Source organism: Rhizobium sp. WSM1328, assembly GCF_057653715.1.
Map to the genome: position 1 here is coordinate 4028866 of NZ_CM172788.1, position 19946 is coordinate 4048811.

20 protein-coding genes are annotated in these 19946 nt (G+C 61.5%); 1 reads left to right on the plus strand and 19 read right to left on the minus strand.

Annotated features, from left to right (window positions below; translation table 11 throughout):
* Positions 1–55: 55 nt before the first annotated feature.
* From AC2444_RS20055 to sdhC, 16 genes are all read right to left on the minus strand, one after another.
* Positions 56–808: an SDR family oxidoreductase gene (locus tag AC2444_RS20055; protein ID WP_012759271.1), complete on the minus strand. Its 753-nt coding sequence runs from the start codon at positions 806–808 to the stop codon at positions 56–58.
* Positions 805–1335: a hypothetical protein gene (locus tag AC2444_RS20060; RefSeq protein WP_012759272.1), complete on the minus strand. Its 531-nt coding sequence runs from the start codon at positions 1333–1335 to the stop codon at positions 805–807. The genes AC2444_RS20055 and AC2444_RS20060 overlap by 4 nt, the downstream gene beginning before the upstream one ends.
* Entirely contained in the window at positions 1332–2081 is a 750-nt protein-coding gene (locus AC2444_RS20065) for a DUF4241 domain-containing protein (protein WP_012759273.1), read from the minus strand. Before AC2444_RS20065 ends, AC2444_RS20060 begins: the two co-directional genes overlap by 4 nt.
* A 13-nt stretch (positions 2082–2094) precedes the next feature.
* Positions 2095–3357, minus strand: a complete 1263-nt coding sequence (gene odhB / locus AC2444_RS20070; RefSeq protein WP_128448896.1) for a 2-oxoglutarate dehydrogenase complex dihydrolipoyllysine-residue succinyltransferase — start codon at positions 3355–3357, stop codon at positions 2095–2097.
* Between the two features lie 39 nt (positions 3358–3396).
* Positions 3397–3705: a YciI family protein gene (locus AC2444_RS20075; RefSeq protein WP_012759275.1), complete on the minus strand. Its 309-nt coding sequence runs from the start codon at positions 3703–3705 to the stop codon at positions 3397–3399.
* A 15-nt stretch (positions 3706–3720) separates the two neighbouring features.
* The gene (locus tag AC2444_RS20080) at positions 3721–6705 is read right to left on the minus strand and encodes a 2-oxoglutarate dehydrogenase E1 component (RefSeq protein ID WP_012759276.1); all 2985 of its coding nucleotides are present in this window, start codon (positions 6703–6705) and stop codon (positions 3721–3723) included.
* Between the two features lie 171 nt (positions 6706–6876).
* The gene (gene sucD / locus AC2444_RS20085) at positions 6877–7779 is read right to left on the minus strand and encodes a succinate--CoA ligase subunit alpha (protein WP_012759277.1); all 903 of its coding nucleotides are present in this window, start codon (positions 7777–7779) and stop codon (positions 6877–6879) included.
* A gap of 13 nt (positions 7780–7792) precedes the next feature.
* Positions 7793–8284: a DUF1579 family protein gene (locus AC2444_RS20090; protein WP_012759278.1), complete on the minus strand. Its 492-nt coding sequence runs from the start codon at positions 8282–8284 to the stop codon at positions 7793–7795.
* 8 nt (positions 8285–8292) lie between these two features.
* Positions 8293–9486 (minus strand): ADP-forming succinate--CoA ligase subunit beta, encoded by a 1194-nt coding sequence (sucC, locus tag AC2444_RS20095; RefSeq protein WP_012759279.1) that lies wholly within the window; start codon positions 9484–9486, stop codon positions 8293–8295.
* 34 nt (positions 9487–9520) lie between these two features.
* Positions 9521–10483 (minus strand): malate dehydrogenase, encoded by a 963-nt coding sequence (gene mdh, locus AC2444_RS20100; RefSeq protein ID WP_003543522.1) that lies wholly within the window; start codon positions 10481–10483, stop codon positions 9521–9523.
* Positions 10484–10659: 176 nt separating this feature from the next.
* Positions 10660–11823, minus strand: a complete 1164-nt coding sequence (gene zapE / locus AC2444_RS20105; protein ID WP_012759280.1) for a cell division protein ZapE — start codon at positions 11821–11823, stop codon at positions 10660–10662.
* Between the two features lie 48 nt (positions 11824–11871).
* Positions 11872–12387 (minus strand): protease inhibitor Inh/omp19 family protein, encoded by a 516-nt coding sequence (locus AC2444_RS20110; protein ID WP_011653815.1) that lies wholly within the window; start codon positions 12385–12387, stop codon positions 11872–11874.
* A gap of 374 nt (positions 12388–12761) precedes the next feature.
* Positions 12762–13541, minus strand: coding sequence for a succinate dehydrogenase iron-sulfur subunit (locus tag AC2444_RS20115; protein ID WP_003567268.1), 780 nt, complete (start codon positions 13539–13541; stop codon positions 12762–12764).
* Between the two features lie 18 nt (positions 13542–13559).
* The gene (gene sdhA, locus AC2444_RS20120) at positions 13560–15401 is read right to left on the minus strand and encodes a succinate dehydrogenase flavoprotein subunit (RefSeq protein WP_012759281.1); all 1842 of its coding nucleotides are present in this window, start codon (positions 15399–15401) and stop codon (positions 13560–13562) included.
* 6 nt (positions 15402–15407) lie between these two features.
* Complete coding sequence (sdhD, locus tag AC2444_RS20125; RefSeq protein WP_012759282.1) at positions 15408–15788, minus strand: succinate dehydrogenase, hydrophobic membrane anchor protein; 381 nt, start codon at positions 15786–15788, stop codon at positions 15408–15410.
* A gap of 10 nt (positions 15789–15798) precedes the next feature.
* The gene (gene sdhC, locus AC2444_RS20130) at positions 15799–16194 is read right to left on the minus strand and encodes a succinate dehydrogenase, cytochrome b556 subunit (protein WP_012559217.1); all 396 of its coding nucleotides are present in this window, start codon (positions 16192–16194) and stop codon (positions 15799–15801) included.
* A 315-nt stretch (positions 16195–16509) separates the two neighbouring features.
* On the opposite strand from sdhC, the gene AC2444_RS20135 reads away from it, so the two are divergent.
* Positions 16510–17001 carry a hypothetical protein gene (locus AC2444_RS20135; RefSeq protein ID WP_012759283.1) on the plus strand — a complete coding sequence of 164 codons (492 nt, stop codon included), beginning with the start codon at positions 16510–16512 and terminating at the stop codon, positions 16999–17001.
* A gap of 127 nt (positions 17002–17128) precedes the next feature.
* On the opposite strand, the gene AC2444_RS20140 is transcribed toward AC2444_RS20135, so the two are convergent.
* The 3 genes from AC2444_RS20140 to AC2444_RS20150 form a co-directional block, all read right to left on the minus strand.
* Positions 17129–17482 (minus strand): RidA family protein, encoded by a 354-nt coding sequence (locus AC2444_RS20140; RefSeq protein WP_012759284.1) that lies wholly within the window; start codon positions 17480–17482, stop codon positions 17129–17131.
* A 395-nt stretch (positions 17483–17877) separates the two neighbouring features.
* Positions 17878–18747, minus strand: coding sequence for a LysR substrate-binding domain-containing protein (locus AC2444_RS20145; RefSeq protein WP_017995383.1), 870 nt, complete (start codon positions 18745–18747; stop codon positions 17878–17880).
* Positions 18748–18880: 133 nt separating this feature from the next.
* On the minus strand, positions 18881–19945 hold the full coding sequence (locus AC2444_RS20150) for an ABC transporter ATP-binding protein (RefSeq protein ID WP_012759286.1): 1065 nt from the start codon (positions 19943–19945) through the stop codon (positions 18881–18883).
* Between the last annotated feature and the right edge of the window lies 1 nt (position 19946).

The following is a 19946-nucleotide window of genomic DNA, read 5'->3' on the forward strand; positions in this document are numbered from 1 at the left end:
ATATCTGGCCGTAGAATTCGAGAATATATTGCAGGCTGTTTTTCGCCCTGTCGTTCTAGCGGCCGCCGCTCACATTGAGGATCGCGCCGGTGATATAGGAAGCCGAAGGTGACAGAAGATAGAGGATCGCATCCGCCACCTCCGCGGGCGTGCCCGCGCGCTGCATCGGGATCGACGGCGCCAGTTCCCGCGGCCGATCCGGCAGGCCGCCGGAGGCATGAAGGTCGGTTTCGATGACGCCGGGCCTTATCGCATTCACACGGATACCCTCGGCTGCGACCTCGCGCGCCAGCCCGACGGTGAACGTGTCGATCGCCGCCTTCGAGGCGGCATAATCGACATACTGCGTCGCCGAACCGAGGATCGCCGCCATCGACGAGATGTTGACGATCGCCCCGCCCTGCCCGCCATGCCGGCTCGACATGCGACGTATGGCCTCTGCGGCGCAGAGTATCGAGCCTGTCACATTGACGCGCAGCATGCGCTCGATCCGCTCCGCCGACATCTCGTCGACGCGCTGGGGATAATCGACGATGCCGGCATTGTTGACGAGCCCGTCGAGCCGGCCGAAATGCCGGTCGACCGTCGTAAACATCGAGACGATATCCGCAGCCTTGCCGACATCCCCCTGGATCGCCACGGCCTCGCCGCCATCCTCGACAATCGCAGCCACGACGGCATCCGCGGCTTGACGGTTGGCGGCGTAGTTCACCGCGACACGCCAGCCCTGGCGTGCCGCGAGCCGTGCAGCCGCGGCGCCGATACCCCGGCTTCCGCCGGTAATGAGAACAACAGGTGTATCGCTCATGTCGCACACTCCTTGAATGTCAGCACGTCCCACGGTGCCACCACGGCCTTGCCCTCGCCCCAGGCGCTGGATTCGCGGATGGCGGGACCAAGGCCGGGAAGCACGAGCTTTTCAGCCGCTTCAGCGCCTTCGGGTTGCAGATTGTCCATCTCGCCCTCGGCATCCATGCCATAGACGGCGCCCTGCCAGACCGTGCAGGCATTGAGATCGGCGCCGGTCGCATCACCCTCGGGGCAGTTGAACATCAGGATGCCGATGGCGCGCACCGGATCTTCCGACGGCATGACATAACCTTCCATCACGACAGGTGTCTTCAGCGCGCTGACCTTGAACTGGTTGCTGGCGGCCGCCGATGGAGAATTCAGCGGTGCAAAGCGCAATTCATAGGCACCATCGCGATCGACATAGACAGCCTGCTCCTGCTTGCATGCGGCACCGAAGGTGGAGGCCGGAACGACGAAAAACGCGGCGGCTGCGATTGCAGCCACGCCTTTCCGTCTCGCCGTGATCCTGATCCTTCCGCTCATTGCAGCTTCGGCTCCCTCCGCCCGTCGGCGTTCTCGACAACGCTGAAATCCGTCAACAGCACCAGCGCACGGCCATCCCTGTCGAGCCCCCAGAAGGCTGGATAGAAACCGTCGCCCCAGCCGCTCCAGAACACCGCGACATTGCCCTTCTTACCGGCGACCGGCCGGTGCAGCGCATAGATGTCCTTGTTGGCTTCCAGGTCCGACGCCAGCACGTCGTCGTAATAGTTGACGTCGGAATCCGGTTTCTGCGCCTGCACCTGCTTTTCGCGCTCTCCGATCAGATCAAGCGTATCGGCGTCCATGTAACAGCCGAGGCCGGCATCGACAGGATAGCCGAAGATCTCGCCGTCCTTCAGCGTCGCCGGGTCCTGCCCGGGCAGGACCGCAAGCTCCCAACGATCCGGCTTGCCCTCGGCAAACCGCATGCTGGCGGCCGCGACGCGCCCGAAGGCCTGGTAGAGCGTTACCGGATACTCGCCAGGCGCAACCGTTCTTGCGAGTGCCGGACGGTCGGGCTGGGCCAGCGGATCCGCCGCAACGATGCGCCCCGATGTCAGCTCGACATTGCCCATATGGATGACGCCGATCGATCGGCCGGAAAGCTCGGCATCGCTGAGCGCCACCAGGTCGAAATTGCTGCTTGCCTTGCCGATATCCCAGCCGGCAGCCGATGCGGCGACCGGAATATGCGCGGCGGCAGCGCAAAGAAGAAGGCGCGCCGCTCGCATGATCCGGTTCCGCATCGAAAGCGCTCCCTTAGAGATCGAGAACCAGACGTTCCGGATCTTCCAGGCTTTCCTTGACGCGCACGAGGAAGGTGACCGCTTCCTTGCCGTCGACGATGCGGTGATCGTAGGACAGCGCCAGATACATCATCGGACGGATGACGACCTGGCCGCCGATCGCAACCGGCCGCTCCTGGATCTTGTGCATGCCGAGAATGCCGGACTGCGGCGCGTTGAGGATCGGCGAAGACATCAGCGACCCGTAGACGCCGCCATTGGTGATGGTGAAGGTGCCGCCCTGCATGTCGGCCATGGAGAGCGAGCCATCACGGGCTGCCTTGGCAAGACGGCCGAGTTCCTTCTCGATTTCGGCGATCGACATCTGGTCGGCGTCGCGGATGACGGGAACGACGAGGCCTTTGTCCGTACCTACGGCCATGCCGACATGGCAGTAGTTCTTGTAGATGACGTCGGTGCCGTCGATTTCGGCATTGACGGCCGGCAGTTCCTTCAGCGCATGCGTCACCGCCTTGGTAAAGAAGCCCATGAAGCCGAGCTTGACGCCGTGCTTCTTCTCGAAAATGTCCTTGTACTTGTTGCGCAGATCCATGACCGCCTTCATGTCCACCTCGTTGTAGGTGGTCAGCATGGCGGCGGTGTTCTGCGCATCCTTGAGGCGCTTGGCGATCGTCTGGCGCAGGCGCGTCATCTTCACGCGCTCTTCGCGCGAGGCATCCTCGACCGTCGACGGACCACGCGCGGCGGCAGGCGTTGCTGCGGGTGCGGCGGCCGGGGCGGAAATGCCCTTGGCGACGGCAGCGATGACGTCGCCCTTCAGCACCTGGCCGCGCTTGCCGCTACCGTCGACCTGATCGGCGGAAAGGTTGTTTTCGGCAAGCATCTTCGAAGCTGCCGGTGCAGGCGGCATGGTGGAGACGGAGGCGCTCGATGACGACGCAGCAGCGGCAACCGGGGCTGGCTGGGCAGCCGCCGCCGGGGCTGGCTGGGCAGGCGCGGCAGCCGGTGCAGCGGCAGCCGGCGCGGCAGCAGCGGCAGCACCTTCAGCGATCTGGCCGAGCAGCGCGCCGAGGCCGACGGTCTCGCCGGCGGCAACGACGATTTCCGAAAGCGTGCCGGAGGCGGGTGCTGGAACTTCGATGGTCACCTTGTCGGTTTCAAGCTCGAGAATCGGCTCGTCGGCCTTGATGGCGTCGCCGACCTTCTTGAACCAGGTGCCGACGGTTGCCTCGCTGACGGATTCACCGAGAGTTGGAACGCGGATTTCTGTGGCCATTGTTCAGATCCTGATTTCGTGTGTTTTCGTTTATGCGTTTCAGATGGCGGGCGGCCGCGAGATGATCGAGGGCATCGGCAGGATATCGAAGCGGAAACCGAAACCGGAAGCGATGATCGGATCGCCGTCGGCAAGAAGCTGCGCCGCCGCCTGATCCTCGACCTCGACGATCGCCATGCCCCAGGCGCCTTCACCCTCGAAGACGGGTCCGACGACGATAGCCGATCCCGCAAGGGCGATCCGATGCCAGTATTCAGCATGGCGTTTCATCGCCGCCATTTCCTCCCCGGTCCCGTCATGCGGGAAAGTGGGGCGCGGCGGCTGCAGTCTCAGAAAGAAATAAGCCATTGCGCCCCCCTTGTTTTAACCGCCCAATGCATCCTCGAGGAATGCGGCGAGCTGCGACAGATGCTTGGACATCAGGCCCGTCGCCGGCGAGGCGGCGGCCGGACGGCCGGTATAGCGGACGCGCTGGTACTTCGCATCGATATGGGCGAGCACCCATTCGAGGAAGGGGTCGATGAACGACCATGCGCCCATGTTCTTCGGCTCTTCCTGGCACCAGACCATCTCGGCATTGCGGAAGCGCGACAGCTCGTTGATCAGCGCCTTCGCCGGGAACGGATAGAGCTGCTCGACGCGCAAGAGATAGATGTCGTCGATGCCGCGCTTTTCACGCTCTTCGAGAAGATCGTAATAGACCTTGCCGGAGCACATGACGACGCGGCGGATCTTGTTGTCCTTCTGCAGCTTGATCGGGCCGTCCTTGATCACCTCGGCATCGTCCCAGAGCAGACGATGGAAGGCGGATTCGCCGGCCATTTCGGCAAGCGTCGAGACCGCCCGTTTGTGGCGCAGCAGCGACTTCGGCGTCATCAGGACCAGCGGCTTGCGGAAGTCGCGCTTCAGCTGCCGGCGCAGGATGTGGAAATAGTTTGCCGGCGTCGTGACGTTGGCGACCTGCATGTTGTCTTCCGCGCAAAGCTGCAGGAAACGTTCGAGGCGGGCCGAGGAGTGTTCGGGACCCTGACCTTCATAACCGTGAGGCAGCAGGCAGACGAGGCCCGACATGCGCAGCCACTTGCGTTCGCCCGACGAGATGAACTGGTCGAAGACCACCTGCGCGCCGTTGGCGAAATCGCCGAACTGGGCTTCCCAGAGCGTCAGCGCATTCGGGCGGGCGAGCGAATAGCCATATTCGAAACCGAGCACGGCCTCTTCCGAAAGCATCGAATTGATGACTTCGTAGCGACCCTGCGTCGGCGAAAGATTGGCGAGCGGGATGTAGCGCTCTTCGGTTTCCTGATCGTAGAGAACCGAGTGACGCTGCGAGAAGGTGCCGCGTTCACAATCCTGGCCGGAGAGGCGGATCTTGCTGCCTTCGACGCAGAGCGCGCCGAAGGAGAGCGCTTCGGCCATCGCCCAGTCGATACCCTCGCCGGTGGCGATCATGTTGGCCCGGTTTTCCATGAAGCGCTGGATCGTCCGGTGTGCGTTGAAGCCCGCCGGGATCTCAGAGAGCTTGCGGCCGATCTCCTTCAGCGTCTTCATCGGCACGGCGGTCTTGCCGCGGCGCTGCTCGTCGGCATTGTCGGCCGTGCGCAGTCCCGACCACTCACCATCAAGCCAGTCGGCCTTGTTCGGCTTGTAGTGCTGGCCGGCCTCGAACTCCTGCTCGAGATGGGCGCGCCAGTCGGCCTTCATCTTCTCGACTTCACCGTCGGTGAGCAGGCCCTCGGCGACGAGACGGGCCGCATAGAGCTGCAGCACGGTCTTGTGGGCGCGGATCACCTTGTACATCTTCGGCTGCGTGAAGGACGGTTCGTCGCCTTCATTGTGGCCGTAGCGGCGGTAGCAGAACAGGTCGAGCACAACAGGCTTGTGGAACTTCATGCGGAATTCGGTGGCGATCTTCGCCCCATAAACCACGGCTTCCGGATCGTCGCCGTTGACGTGCAGGATCGGCGCCTCGATCATCTTGGCGACGTCAGACGGATAAGGCGACGAGCGCGAGAAGGCCGGGTTTGTGGTGAAGCCGATCTGGTTGTTGATGATCACATGCATGGTGCCGGCGACGCGATGGCCGCGCAGACCGGAAAGGCCGAGGATTTCGGCAATGACACCCTGGCCGGCAAAGGCCGCGTCGCCATGGATCAGCAGCGGCAGAACCTTGGCGCGTTCGGAAAGCGGGATGATGTCGCCGTCCCAGACGGTGGCGTTCATATCCTGCTTGGCGCGGGCCTTGCCCATGACGACGGGGTCGACGATTTCGAGATGCGACGGGTTCGCCGTCAGCGAAACGTGGATCTTGTTGCCGTCGAATTCGCGGTCGGAGGAGGCGCCGAGATGGTACTTGACGTCACCCGAGCCCTCGACCTCATCGGGAGCGGCCGAGCCGCCCTTGAACTCATGGAAGATCGCCCGGTGCGGCTTGCCCATGACCTGGGAGAGCACGTTCAGACGGCCGCGATGGGCCATGCCGAACACGGCTTCCTTGAGGCCGAGATGACCGCCGCGCTTGAGGATCTGCTCCAGCGCCGGGATCAGCGATTCGCCGCCGTCGAGACCGAAACGCTTCGTGCCTTTGAACTTGACGTCGAGGAACTGCTCGTAGCCTTCGGCTTCGACCAGCTTGGCAAGGATCGCCTTCTTGCCTTCCGGCGTGAAGGCCACACCCTTGTCCGGTCCTTCGATGCGCTCCTGAATCCACGCCTTCTCTTCCGGATTGGAGATATGCATGAATTCGACGCCGAGCGTCGAGCAATAGGTGCGCTCGAGGATTTCGATCATCTCGCGGATGGTCGCGTATTCCAAGCCGAGCACGTTGTCGATGAAGATCTTGCGATCGTAATCGGCGGCCGTGAAACCGTAATTCTCCGCCGACAGTTCATGATAGTCGTCGACGGGAGCGGCGATGCCGAGCGGGTCGAGCTTGGCATGCAGGTGACCGCGCATGCGGTAGGCGCGGATCATCATGATGGCGCGCACGGAATCGCGCGTCGCCTGCAGCACCTCGGTGCTGTCGGCAGGCTTGCCCTGAGCTTCGGCCTTGGCCTTGACCTTGGTCTCGATCACCTTCTCGACGATGCCCCAGTCGCCATCGAGAGCCGACACCAGATCGCCGCTGGCCTGAAGCGGCCAGTTCTTCTTGCGCCAGGAAGCCCCTTTGGCCGCCCTCTTCACATCGCTGGGATCCTCCTCCAGCGCCTTGAAGAAAGACCGCCACTGATCGTCGACCGATGCTGGGTCCTCTTCATACAGCGCGTAGAGCTGCTCGATATAGGCAGCGTTGGCGCCATCCAGAAACGAGGTGATCTGAAACTGCTCGTTGGCTTCTTGCCGTGCCATGGTGATATGCGGACGCTTCCGTCCGCCTCCTGACTTTGATGAATTTGCCGGCTTGATGGCCGGCTGCCGCATTCGATTGCCGCCTGTCCGCGGCGCATCTGCTGGTTTCGTGTTGTCGAGGCCGGGCGGAGGGCGCAGATGCCGTTCCTCCGCCCGGTCTATATAGGTGGCTTAGCCCTTGAGGACTTCAACCAGCGTCTTGCCGAGGCGGGCCGGAGAGGGCGATACCTTGATGCCTGCCGATTCCATCGCCGCGATCTTCGATTCCGCATCGCCCTTGCCGCCGGAAACCACGGCGCCGGCATGGCCCATGGTGCGGCCCTTCGGCGCCGTACGGCCGGCAATGAAGCCGGCCATCGGCTTCTTGCGGCCCTTCTTGGCTTCGTCCTTGAGGAACTGGGCTGCGTCTTCTTCAGCCGCACCTCCGATTTCGCCGATCATGATGATCGACTGGGTGGCTTCGTCGGCCAGGAACATTTCCAGGACGTCGATGAACTCGGTGCCCTTGACCGGGTCGCCGCCGATACCGACGGCCGTCGTCTGGCCGAGACCTTCATTGGAGGTCTGGAACACGGCTTCATAGGTTAGCGTGCCCGAGCGGGAAACGATACCGACCGAACCCTTGCGGAAGATCGAGCCCGGCATGATGCCGATCTTGCATTCTTCCGGCGTCAGGATACCCGGGCAGTTTGGGCCGAGCAGGCGCGACTTGGAGCGGTCGAGGCGAGCCTTGACGCGCACCATGTCCATGACCGGAATGCCTTCGGTGATGCAGGTGATGAACGGGATCTCGGCGTCGATCGCCTCGATGATCGCGTCGGCGGCTCCGGCCGGCGGAACATAGATGACAGACGCGTTGGCGCCAGTCTTTTCCTTGCCTTCGGCAACGGTTGCAAAGATCGGCAGGCTTTCGCCCTTCGCGCCGGTCCAGGTTTCGCCACCCTTCTTCGGATGGATACCGCCGACCATCTGGGTGCCGTAGTAAGCAAGCGCCTGTTCGGTGTGGAAGGTTCCGGTCTTGCCGGTTAGGCCCTGAACGAGAACCTTGGTGTCTTTGTTGACGAGAATGGACATGCGAGGCCTTTGTTTAGGAGAGGTTGGAAGACGTGGGGGACGCACGACGATAGACGCCGCTGACGACCTCCTGCCAAGTATCGCTGCCTGCAGGCGAAAAGCTGACGCCCATCCGGTAGCAGTCTTCATTTTCAAATGTGAATATGGTGCGCTGGCTGCCGCGCGGCGAAGTCTTCATCAGCACAAGCTCATTGCCGTTCCACTCGCCGGACGCCGGCACGGGCGGCGCAAAACCTGCGGTGTCGAACTGGTAGAGTTTGTAGGCCTTGTCCGAAGCATCGAAGCCGAAAACATTTCGCGCCTCGAACGAAACAGCACCATCGCGCGTCTGGCGATAGCGCTGCTCGAGGAAGAACCCGCCGAACAACGCCTCGCCGGAAAACTCCGCACTGGCCTTGCCTTCACTCGTCCACGCCGACGCCGCGACACGCTCGTCCCCTTCCCACACGCCGGCGAAGGCGTGGAGGCGGAAATGAGCAGCGGAGGGCGTGGACTGGAAGGCCATGATCGTTCTCAGCCGTTGATCGCCGCAACGATCTTCTTGGCCGCATCGTCCAAGTCGTCAGCCGCCGTGATCGCCAGACCAGACTCGTTCAGGATCTTCTTGCCGAGCTCGACATTGGTGCCTTCAAGGCGCACGACGAGCGGAACCTTGAGGCCGACTTCCTTGACCGCGGCAATGACGCCCTCGGCAATGACATCGCACTTCATGATGCCGCCGAAGATGTTGACGAGAATGCCTTCGACCTTGGGGTCTGCGGTGATGATCTTGAAAGCCGCAGCAACCTTCTCCTTGCCGGCGCCGCCGCCGACGTCGCAGAAGTTGGCCGGCTCCTTGCCGTAGAGCTTGATGATGTCCATCGTCGCCATGGCGAGGCCTGCGCCGTTGACCATGCAGCCGATATTGCCGTCGAGCGCGACATAGGCGAGGTCCCACTTCGAGGCCTCGATTTCCTTGGCGTCTTCTTCGGTCTCGTCGCGCAACGTCTTGACGTCGTCGTGACGGAAAAGCGCATTGCCATCGAAAGACATCTTGGCATCGAGGACGCGCAGATGGCCATCCTTCATGACGATCAGCGGATTGACCTCCAGCAGAGCCATGTCCTTTTCGCCGAAGGCCTTGTAGAGCGTCGGGAAAAGCGTCTTGGCGTCTTCGGCGGCAGCACCATCGAGCTGAAGTGCCTTAGAGATCGCAACAACGTCGGCAGCCGTCACGCCGGCTTCCGGATCGATGGCGATCGTGTGGATCTTCTCGGGCGTGTCGTGGGCGACGGCCTCGATGTCCATGCCGCCTTCGGTCGATACGACGAAGGCCACGCGACCGACCGAGCGGTCGACAAGGATCGAGCAATAGAGTTCGCGAGCAATGTCGGCGCCGTCTTCGATATACAGACGGTTGACCTGCTTCCCGGCGTCGCCCGTCTGGGCGGTCACCAGCGTGTTGCCGAGCATTTCCTTGGCGTGGGCGACTACTTCGTCGATCGACTTGGCGAGGCGAACGCCACCCTTGGCGTCAGGACCGAGTTCCTTGAACTTGCCCTTGCCGCGGCCGCCGGCATGGATCTGGCTCTTGACCACGTAAAGCGGACCGGGAAGCGACTTGGCGGCAGCTTCGGCTTCTTCAACCTTGAGAATAGCCACACCCTCGGCAACCGGGGCGCCATAGCCCTTCAGCAGAGCTTTGGCCTGATATTCATGAATGTTCATGGGTCTATCCCTATTTCGATTACTTCAGCGCCAATCACTTCAGGGCAGGCGCGATGTTGATGCAGGCTTCGCAGAGACCGGCGACTGCGCCGACGGACTTGTCGAAGGCTTCCTTCTCGGTCTTGTTGAGATCAATCTCGATGATGCGCTCGACGCCGCCGGCGCCGATGACGGTAGGAACGCCGACATACATGTCCTTGACGCCGTACTGGCCGGAGAGGTGGGCAGCACAAGGCAGAACACGCTTCTTGTCCTTGAGGTAGGATTCGGCCATCTCGATTGCCGAGGCGGCCGGCGCGTAATAGGCCGAGCCGGTCTTCAGCAGGCCGACGATTTCGGCACCGCCGTCACGGGTGCGCTGGATGATCTCTTCGAGGCGCTCCTTGGTGACCCAGCCCATGGTGACGAGATCGGTGAGCGGAATGCCGCCGACCGTCGAGTAGCGGGCGAGCGGCACCATCGTGTCGCCGTGGCCGCCGAGAACGAAGGCCGTGACATCCTGGACGGACACGTTGAATTCCTTGGCGAGGAAAAGACGGAAGCGCGAGGAGTCGAGAACGCCAGCCATGCCGACGACCTTGTTGGCCGGAAGACCGGAAAACTTCTGCAGCGCCCAGACCATGGCGTCGAGCGGGTTGGTGATGCAGATCACGAAGGCGTTCGGGGCATATTTCTTGATGCCGGCGCCGACCTGCTCCATGACCTTGAGGTTGATGCCGAGAAGGTCATCGCGGCTCATGCCGGGCTTGCGGGCGACGCCTGCCGTGACGATGCAGACGTCAGCGCCTTCGATCGCGGAATAGTCGCTGGCACCCGTCAGATTGACGTCGAAGCCTTCGACCGGCGACGACTGGGAGATATCGAGACCTTTGCCCTGGGGAATGCCGTCCGCGATGTCGAAGAGAACGATGTCGCCCAGTTCCTTCAGGCCGGCGAGGTGCGCCAGCGTGCCACCAATCATGCCAGAACCAATGAGTGCGATCTTGTTACGCGCCATTTCGCTGTTTCCTTTGCGATCAAATTCGTCGAACGGACGCGCAAGGCACCGCCCAATGACGCAATCGCATAGACCCAAAGCCTAAAAATGGCAATGCATTATTTTTGATGCAGCGTTTTCAATCGTTTAGATCCAAAAATTCTTACGTAAACGTAATACATTCTGTCACCAGATTGTTACTCTGCGGCGCGTTTCTGATGGTGCAGCGCAAGATATTCCGCACTGCGCATCTCGAACAGGCGCGAAGCCGTGCGGTCAAATTCGAAGCCCTCGGTGCCCCGACGTTGTAGCAGCAGTTCCTCCGGCATCGCCGCCGCGGAAATGTAAAGCCGCACGGCATGATCGTAAAACGTATCGACCATAATGATGAACCGCTTGATCTGGTTCCGCTTTTCCGGCCCGAGCAAGGGAATGTGATCGACGAAGACCGTATCGTAGCGCTCGGCGATGGCCAGGAAGTCGACCGCCCCGAGCGGTTTGTCGCAAAGATCGGCGAAAGAGAAACGCGCCATGCGGTCGACGGCGAGCGGCACATGGATGTGGCGCCCCTTCATCGGAATATCCAGCGGCTGCGCCTTGCGCCCATGCAGCGCCTGGGTCCAGGACGCATCCATCGCCATGTCGTTATGCTCGTTGATCGGCACCAGGTAGACCGGCTGGCTGCTCAGCTTCTCCATCCGGTAGTCGGTCGACGAATCCAGGGTAACGACATCGACATACTGCTTGAGCAAGGCAACGAAGGGCAGGAAGAGGCCGCGATTGAGACCATCCGCGTAGAGATTGTCGGGCTCGACGTTCGAGGTCGCGACCAGCACGCATCCGCGCGCGAAAAGCTCGGAGAACAGCCGCGACAAGATCATCGCATCGGCGATGTCGGTGACCGTGAACTCGTCGAAGCAAAGCAGTTCTGCCTCGTCGTAAAGCGCTGCGGCGACCGGCGGCATCGGATCGGCCTGCCTCGTCTCACCGTTCTTGAGCTTCCGCCGGTGCGCGGCGATGCGGTTGTGCACATCCGCCATGAATTCGTGGAAATGCGCCCGCCGTTTCTTCCTGCACGGCGCCATCGCGAAGAACATGTCCATCAGCATGGTCTTGCCGCGCCCGACGCTGCCGTGGATATAAAGCCCCTTGATGCCGTCGGCCGATTTCTTCTTGGCGGCAAACAGCCAGCCGAGCGCGCTCGACTTTGCCGCCGGCCGCCGCTGCTTCAGACCGGCGAGCACCCGGTCGAGGCTCTTTGCCACGTCCAATTGGGCAGAATCGGCCTGAAGGGCGCCCGATGCGGTCAGCGCTTTAAGCTGTTCGCAGACGCTGAGCGCATAATCCGGCATTGGTTGCATGAGGGCATATCCGCCTGTCAGTCAACGGCGGAGAACCCGCCGGAACATTTACCGGCTGAGACTGATCGACTGGCCTGTGCTCGTCTGTCCCTGGAAGCGGTTGTCGGCCGTCTTGTAGACGCTGCCGAGCTGGTTGCCCGAGCGGTCCTTGAGCAGCACCTGCTTGCCGGCGACCTCCCAGGAGCCCATCGCCGTCAGCTCGCCGACACAGCCACGCGTTCCGCCGCGCGAACCGCTGCCGAGATTGGTGAGCGTTAGGAACATGTCGCAGCTACCGTTGACGCGCCAGCTCCCGACCATCGATTCCTTGGTGATATCGAGCGCATTCGCGGCCATTGCACCAGGCTCAGCGCCCGGCATCGGCGCCGTCGTCGTCGGCGCGGCCGGAAACTGTGAGCCGCCGGTCGGCGGCGGAAGCTGCCCGCCCTGCACCGAGGGCACCGGCTGCGCCGTCAACGGCGCCGGGCCGGCACTGGCGTTGGAGCTGTAATCATATGCCGTACGCTGACAACCGGCTAGCGACAGAACCACCACCAGACCTGTCATCGCATATCGCAACTGCATCATCATACTCCTGAATTCGGCTGTCGCCGTAGAGAAACGGGCGTGAGACAAGTCCGATTATCGTAATTCGATTTGGTTAATCAAGTCGTGCTGCATAAATTGCCCGTGACAACAACTAACCGAAAAACGATACAGTTCAACTGTCCTGCTGCAAAACTTCCTGCACATAGAATTTGTCAGCAAGGTGTTGAGCGCGTTCATCTCAGTCAGGATCCCTGTCGAACTCGCGCAATGTCCTGGAATAGTGTCTCACCGCATCTTGCAGAAGGATTGCACCGGGATCGATGCGGATGCCCTGTTCGTGCACCGCGACCGAATCTCGGTGACGGCTTCGGAATCGAAGCCGTCTATTCCGCCATCGGTACCGAGGTTGATCAAACCCGGCGCTCGACCATCATCTTCTTGATTTCGGCGATCGCCTTGGCCGGGTTGAGGCCCTTGGGGCAGGTTTGCGCACAGTTCATGATCGTGTGGCAGCGATAGAGGCGGAACGGATCCTCGAGATTGTCGAGACGCTCGCCGGTCGCCTCATCTCTGGAATCGATCAGCCAGCGATAGGCCTGCAGCAGAACGGCCGGACCGAGATAGCGGTCGCCATTCCACCAATAGCTCGGACAGGAGGTCGAGCAGCAGGCGCAGAGGATGCATTCATAGAGGCCGTCGAGCTTCTGCCGGTCCTCATGGCTCTGCTTCCACTCCTTGGCCGGCGCCGGCGACACCGTCTTCAGCCATGGCTCGATCGAACGATGCTGGGCATAGAAGTTGGTGAGGTCGGGTACCAAATCCTTGACGACGGGCAGATGCGGCAGCGGATAGATCTTCACCGCGCCCTTGATATCGTCGAGGCCCTTGGTGCAGGCAAGCGTGTTCGTGCCGTCGATATTCATCGCGCAGGAGCCGCAGATGCCCTCGCGACAGGAACGGCGCAGCGTCAGCGTCGGGTCGATCTTGTTCTTGATGTAGAGCAGACCGTCGAGCACCATCGGCCCGCAATCGTCGACATCGATATAGAAGGTGTCGATAGACGGGTTCTGACCGTCGTCCGGGCTCCAGCGGTAGACGCGGAACTCGCGGGTGTTTTTGGCACCCGCCGGCTTCGGCCAGACCTTGCCTTCGCGCATCTGAGAATTCTTGGGGAGAGCGAGTTCAACCATGTCCGGTTCCTCTTGAGATCAGTACACGCGAGCCTTCGGCTCGATCTTGTGCGGATCGATGCCTTCGGCAATGAGCTCGGTGTGAACAGGACGATAGTCGAGTTTCACATCGCCTGCCTCGTTCACCCAGGCGAGCGTGTGTTTTCGCCAGTTGACGTCGTCGCGGCCGGCGAATGCACCCTCGGTATAATCTTCGCGGGCATGCGAACCGCGGCTCTCCTTGCGGGCCTCGGCTCCGTAGATCGTCGTGATGGCGTTGGCCATCAGGTTCTGCAGCTCCAGCGTCTCGACCAGATCCGAGTTCCAGATCATCGAGCGGTCGGTGACCTTGATGTCCTTCATCTCGCCCCAGATTGCCGAGATGCGCTGGCAGCCCGACTCCAGCGATTCCTGCGTGCGGAACACCGCGGCGTCTTCCTGCATGGCGCGCTGCATCTTCTCGCGCAGTTCCGCCGTCGGTGTGCCGCCGCTGGCGTGACGCAGACCGTCGAAGCGGTCCATGATCTTGTCGCAGGCGGCGACGTTGAGATGCGGGATCGGCGCTGCGCGGTCGATCACCTCGCCGGCGCGGATCGCAGCGGCGCGGCCGAAGACCACGAGGTCGATCAGCGAGTTGGAGCCGAGACGGTTGGCGCCGTGCACCGAGGCACAGCCGGCCTCGCCCACAGCCATCAGGCCGGGGATGATCCGTTCCGGATTGGCACCGTCGGCGTTCAGCACTTCGCCCCAATAATTCGTGGGAATGCCGCCCATATTGTAGTGAACGGTCGGCAGAACCGGGATCGGTTCGCGTGTAACGTCGACACCGGCGAAGATTTTGGCGCTCTCGGAAATCCCCGGCAGGCGTTCATGAAGAACGGCTGGATCGAGATGATCGAGATGCAGGAAGATGTGGTCCTTCGCCTTGCCGACACCGCGGCCTTCGCGGATTTCCAGTGTCATGCAGCGCGAAACGACGTCGCGCGAGGCAAGGTCCTTGGCCGAAGGCGCGTAACGCTCCATGAAGCGCTCGCCCTCGGAGTTGACGAGATAACCGCCTTCGCCGCGCGCGCCTTCGGTGATCAGACAGCCCGAACCATAGATGCCGGTCGGGTGGAACTGAACGAATTCCATGTCCTGCAGCGGCAGGCCGGCACGCGCCACCATGCCGCCGCCGTCGCCGGTGCAGGTATGGGCCGACGTTGCCGAGAAATAGGCGCGGCCGTAGCCGCCGGTCGCCAGCACCACCATCTTGGCGGCGAAGCGATGGATCGTACCGTCATCGAGGCACCAGGCGATGACGCCGGTGCAGCGGCTGCCGTCTTCCGACATGATCAGGTCGAGCGCGAAATACTCGATGAAGAACTCGGCATTGTTGCGCAGCGACTGGCCGTAGAGCGTATGCAGGATGGCGTGGCCGGTACGGTCGGCAACGGCGCAGGTGCGTTGTACCGGCGGGCCTTCGCCGTAATTCTGCATGTGGCCGCCGAACGGGCGCTGATAGATCTTGCCTTCCTCGTTGCGCGAGAACGGCACGCCGTAGTGCTCGAGCTCATAGACCGCCTTCGGCGCTTCCATGGTGAGATACTGCATGGCGTCGACGTCGCCGAGCCAGTCGGAGCCCTTGACGGTGTCGTAGAGGTGCCACTGCCAGCTATCCGGCGTCATGTTGCGCAGCGAAGCGGCGATACCGCCCTGGGCCGCGACCGTGTGGGAGCGGGTCGGGAATACCTTGGTGATGCAGGCCGTGCGGAAACCCTGCTCGGCCATGCCGAGCGTGGCGCGCAGCCCGGCGCCGCCGGCGCCGACGACGATCACGTCGTAGGAGTGATCGACATACTTGTAGGCTTTGCCGTTCTGGGCGGGTGAAGTCGGTGCCATATCAGCTTATCCTACGAATGCGATTTTCAGAATGGCGAAGAGACAGAGGCCGGCGATCAGGATCGCAAAGAACGTGTTCAGCATCAGGAGAACGATCTTGCCGAATTCGCCGTGCACGTAATCCTCGATGATGACCTGCATGCCGAGCTTCATGTGGATGACACCGGAGATTACCATCAGCCCCATGACCACGGCGACGAAGGGGTTCGATAGCGCGCGAACCACATCCGCATAGGGCGCGCCGGCATAGGCGAGCATGAAGAAGACGAAGAAGAGGATCAGCGGAACATTGGCGACGGCCGTCAGCCGCTGGCGCCAGAAATGATCCGTTCCGTCCTTGGCGGAGCCGAGCCCGCGAACCTTGCCGAGGGGGGTGCGCATATCCATGAGAGGACCTTCAGAAGCGAATGAGGAAGCCGATCACCCAGACCAGCACGGTCAGACAGAGCGACCCGATGATGTTGGCGATGGCGAGCTTGGTCGAGAACTCTTTCCCGAAGCCATAACCGAGATCCCACATGAAGTGGCGGAAGCCGCCGAGCATGTGGTGCAGCAGCGCCCAAGTATAGCCGAGAAGCACGAGCTTGCCGAGAAGGCTGCCGAGCACCCAGTTGGCCCAGTCATAGGAGCCCTGGCCGCTTGCCGCCGCGATCAGCCACCAGGCGACGAGCAGCGTGCCGACGTAGAGCGCGCCACCGGTAATGCGGTGGACGATGGACATGACCATAGTGGGAATAGGCTTGTAGATTTGCAGATGCGGCGATAGGGGCCGGTTATTTGTCACGTTCGCCATCAGAACCTCGCGGCGGCTTCTCTGCGCTCCCGGATTTCGGAGCATGCTCAGTCAACCACACGAATGACAAAATTCTCTGTGTGCGTTGCATCAATTGCGACGTTTAATCACCGGGAACGCCGACGACAAGCACAATCGCTGTCTGCTTTTAATTTAATCGATTCGCGTTACCGGGAAGTTTGCAGGCTAACAAAACTGGTCTCTTCCGCTCAAATTTTGTGCCGGTTGTCCGACCTGAATGGACAAGCTCCGGCTTTTGGCGCAATCTGGCGTTAACGATTTGTTAGGGATCGGAATTCCGGAGGCCGGCCACCCATGTTTCGCAGTCTGTCCGCAGTCGCCCTGCTTGCCCTGTCCGTGCTTGCTGCACTTCCCGCCGAAGCCGGCGACCGCCGCAACGATCATCGCTTTCCCGGCCATCGTCACGCTTTCCACGGCGGATTACTCCTCGGCGAACGTGCCATCTGGCGCGATCGCGGCATCCGTTTCGACAATGCCTATCGATATCGGAACCGCAAAGAACGGATGCCGTTCCTGAAACAGTTTTCATCGCCGGCGACAAATCGCATAGCCCGCAACAATCTCATCGTCGTCCTGCCCCAAACGCAGGGTGGTGACGGCGGCGGCACTTATGCCGGCTCTTCCTATGTCTATCAGGTCGATGGCGGGACCTATGTCGGCGGCAACGGCTATGGCTATCCTACAGCACGGCCGGAGCTGCTGGCCCCGAAAGCAAAGGTCATCGATATCGCAGTGCGGGACGATCCCTGCTCCTATGAGGCCAATGTCTGCGTCATCCGGCCTTAGAGCCTGTCGCGCAAGAGTATGCCGCGGTTTTGCGACAACGACACGCCTAAAACAAAGACCTAAAGCGCGAGGAGCGAATCTGAAAGGTCGGGACGCGCTTTAGAGCAGGATGACGAATGCAGGCGGCTCAAATTTGCCCGGCCCCACTCTTTCGCGACGCGGCTACGTCGATACGGATGGCGCACATCGGCGGGAGATTCTTGTCCTCAAACGTCGCCCGCCGTGGCGTTCCGCTATCCGGCATCCAAGCATCCCAGGCTCTGTTCATTTCCTCGAATGAGGCAAGGTCCCTGAGCCAGATGTTGGCGAGAATGATCTCTGACTTGTCGGTACCTTCGCGCAGCAGCATGTCATTGATGCGTTCCAGTATTTCGTTGGTCTGCGCCGTCACGCTCGCTCCCCTCGTCAGGTTTGCGACCTGGCCGGGCAGATAGGCGGCATCTGCGAGGAGAGTTTCGTCAACTTTGGCTTGCCCCATCATCGTATTCGCAGACTTCCAATGCTTGATATTGGGTCGTCGACCCTTCATCCGATCACTGTGGGGCTTCGCCCGCCACTTCGGTAGAGCGAATTAATTTGAGCCGATATAATGGAAGCTGAACGCTCCTAGAGCCTTTCCTGGTCAGCTTGAAGCATTCTGTTGGCTCAAACGGAGTCGGATGGTCGACCGGCCGGCGCGCGTCGTAGCCCGGCTCTACGGCCAAGCCGGCCGGTCGATCAGCCGGCCCGTTTCAGCCAACCCGAAGGGCCGGGCATCTTTCCGCCAGGACAAAGGCGATCGGCTCGGACGTACCCTGGGGTATGCCCGTCGCCAATCGCCTCTGCCCTGACGAAAACCTGCTCCGGCAGAATGCTGCAATCTGACCAGGAAAGGCTCTAGCTGGACAATATGGCGGTATGCCGCGAAATGAAGTCCACAAGATAGCGCGCGCCTTCGGCCGACTCGGATTGAGCATACAGACCGATCTCGATGCGCACCGGACCGGGCAGATCCGCCGATCGGTCAAGCGTCCGGCAGCCCTCCGGTTTCGTCGTGAGCATCATTGGCGCGATACCGATACCGACGCGAACCGCGGTCGCCATGGCCACCAGCGTCGATGCGACGCACGCCGTCTTCCACTTGATGTTTCGCTGGGACAGAGCCGCAATCGTCGGAAGCGTCCAGGGACACTCCTCCTCGAACATGATGATCGGAAGCGGTTTTTCCGTATCCGCCACAAAGTCGGATCTCACCGTCCACATCAAATATTCGGTCCAGATCAGGGTCGGTTTTCGCGAGAGGCAGGTGATGTCGCAAACCACGAGATCCAGCTTCCTGTCTTCAAACAGGCTGGCGAGGCGGCGATTCGGCTCGACAATGATGTCGATCTCGACCTTCGGGTTCTGGGCTCTGAAGGCACTAAGAATGTCGATCAGGTGGCCAGCTGCGAAGTCCTCGACGACGCCGAGGCGAATGCGGTCCTCGATCATCTTGCCTGTCAGCCTTTTCCCGACCTCGTCGCTGAGGGCGACCATTTCGCGGGCATAAGCCAGCATGATCTGCCCATGGCTCGTCAGCTCGAGGCCCTTTGACGAACGCGAAAACAGCGTAACGCCGACAAGCTCCTCCAGCTTGCGGATCTGCATGCTCACGGCGGCCTGCGTTCTGTTCAGCTTGACGGCTGCTCCATTGACGGTGCCGATCTCCGCGACGGTCAGAAATGCACGAAGCAGATAGGAATCAAGATCAAGCATCAGAAGCCGCATTCCATACTTTGTGGCGCTCGATAGCCGAGGGCCTCTCCGCCTATAAGCGGATATTGGACGAACCATGTTCTTCCGGCAACTGGTGACCCTTAGCCCCCGGGCGCAGCACAAGCTGCGCCCCATCAATGCCAGCTTATCGCGCGAAGAGGACGCATGCCTCGGGCGGAATGGAAACGCTGATCTCCTGCCCCCGAGCGAAGGCTATGTCTGGACGGTTAGGGCAAGCCGAGATTATCCGGTCGCCACTGACGAGGTCCAGAACGACATGCCTGAAGGCACCGAGTGTCACGACGTCGGCAACGCGTCCGGTCATGGCTCCGGCAGCCGGAGCGCCGGACGATATCTCGACGCTTTCCGGCCTCACGCAAATCTCGGCGGCACCTGAAAGATTTGCCGTGGACGCGACCGGAAACTCCCAGCCGGATTCGGAGCGAAATTTGCGGGCCGTTCCGCCCGCGGCCGAAATCGAGCCATGAATCCAATTCGTCCGACCCATGAAATCCGCGACGAAACGTGAGTCTGGACGCCAATACACATCATCCGGCTTGCCGGATTGCATGATTGCCCCGCGGTTCATCACGAAGATACGCTCTCCCAGGCTCATCGCCTCCTCCTGGTCGTGGGTTACCACGATTGCGGTCGAGCCGACCGCGGCGAGCACATCCTTCAATTCGGTGCGCAGCTCATGCCGAAGCTTGGCGTCGAGGGCCGACAGAGGTTCATCCAGAAGAACGAGGCTCGGATGGGTGGCGAGCGCCCGCGCAAGCGCAACACGCTGCTGCTGTCCGCCGCTCAACTGGTGCGGCCGCCGCTGTCCGAAACCGACGAGCCGGACGAGCTCAAGCATCTCGGCAATGCGGCGCGGTATTTGCCCCGGCGGATGGTTGCGATGGCGAAGTCCGTAACCGATGTTCTGTTCGACTGTCATATGCGGGAAAAGAGCGTAGTGCTGGAACAGCAGCCCGACATTGCGCTCATAGGGTTTCAATCCGGCCATCGGCTCGCCGTCGATCAGGATCGAGCCTTTGTCGGGCCGCTCGAATCCGGCAATGAGCCGAAGAATGGTGGTCTTGCCGCAGCCGCTCGGTCCAAGCAGTGCGATTGTTTCACCTGGGTTCACAGAGAAGGAGATATCACCGAGGGCGACAGTTTCGCCGAAGCGCTTGCTGACCCCTTGAAATTCCACGGCAGAAATCATC